The sequence below is a fragment of the Myxococcus sp. AB025B genome (genome assembly GCF_006518215.1).
Taxonomy (GTDB): Bacteria; Myxococcota; Myxococcia; order Myxococcales; family Myxococcaceae; genus Myxococcus; species Myxococcus fulvus.
Genome location: NZ_SRLW01000650.1, coordinates 1 through 1,084 on the forward strand (window position 1 = coordinate 1; position 1,084 = coordinate 1,084).

General features: G+C 75.1%; 1 protein-coding gene. It reads left to right on the forward strand.

Annotated elements, in window-relative coordinates; all coding sequences use genetic code 11:
* The coding region (locus FL311_RS43315; RefSeq protein WP_141333530.1) for a serine/threonine-protein kinase at window positions 1–1,084 on the forward strand (1,084 nt) is incomplete at both ends.

Sequence of the window (1,084 nt, forward strand, 5' to 3'; positions counted from 1 at the left end):
GCATGGGGGAGGGCACCTGTCCGGATGAGGCGGAGCTGGCCGACCTGGTGCAAGGGTTGGTGTCGGGGGACGCGCTGGCTTCACTGGAGCGGCACCTGGATGGGTGCGGGCTGTGTCGGCGCGTGGTGGTGGTGCTCGCGGGAGGCGAGGCGCGCGCGGAGTCGGTGGCCGCCTCGGCGGATGCGGGCGTGCCCCGGTTGGAGCGCGGCGCCCGGGTGGGGCACTACGAGGTGCTGGAGCACGTGGGCCTGGGCGCCATGGGCGTGGTGTTCGCCGCGAACGACCCGAGGCTGCACCGCAAGGTGGCCCTGAAGCTGTTGCGCTCGGACTGGGTGAAGGAGGGCGGCGCGGAGGACGCGCGCGAGCGCTTGTGGCGCGAGGCGCGGGCGCTGGCCCGGCTGTCCCATCCGCACGTCGTCGCGGTGCATGACGTGGGGGTGCATGGGGAGAGCCTCTTCATCGCCATGGACTTCGTGGAGGGGACCACGCTGCGGCGCTGGCTGCGGGCGGAGCCTCGGCGGTGGACGGAGGTGCTGGGCCGCTTCCTCCAGGCGGGCGAGGGCCTGGCGGCGGCGCATGCGCGGGGGCTGGTGCACCGCGACTTCAAGCCCGACAACGTGCTGGTGGGCGTGGATGGGCGCGTGCGGGTGACGGACTTCGGGCTCGCCCGGCTGACGCAGACCTCGCTGCCGGGGGGCGTGGAGTCCGCCGTGCTCGAGGGCCCGTCTTCCGGTGGCACGGGGACGGTGACGCAGCCGGGCGCGCTGCTGGGGACGCCGGCGTACATGGCGCCCGAGCAGTTGGAGGGACGGCCCGCGGACGCGCGCAGCGACCAGTTCAGCTTCTGCGTGGCGTTGCACGAGGGGCTGTATGGCCGGCGTCCGTTCGAGGCGAGCTCGCGCGCGGCGCTCGTGCAGGCCATCCGCGCGGGGCCTCCGGTGTCGTCGGGGGAGGCGCGGGTGCCGGCGAGGATTCGCCGCGCGGTGCTGCGGGGCTTGAGCGCGGACCCGGCGGCGCGGCATCCCTCGATGGAGGCGTTGCTCGCGGCGCTCACGCATCGGCCCCGGTGGGAGCGCTGGCGGAT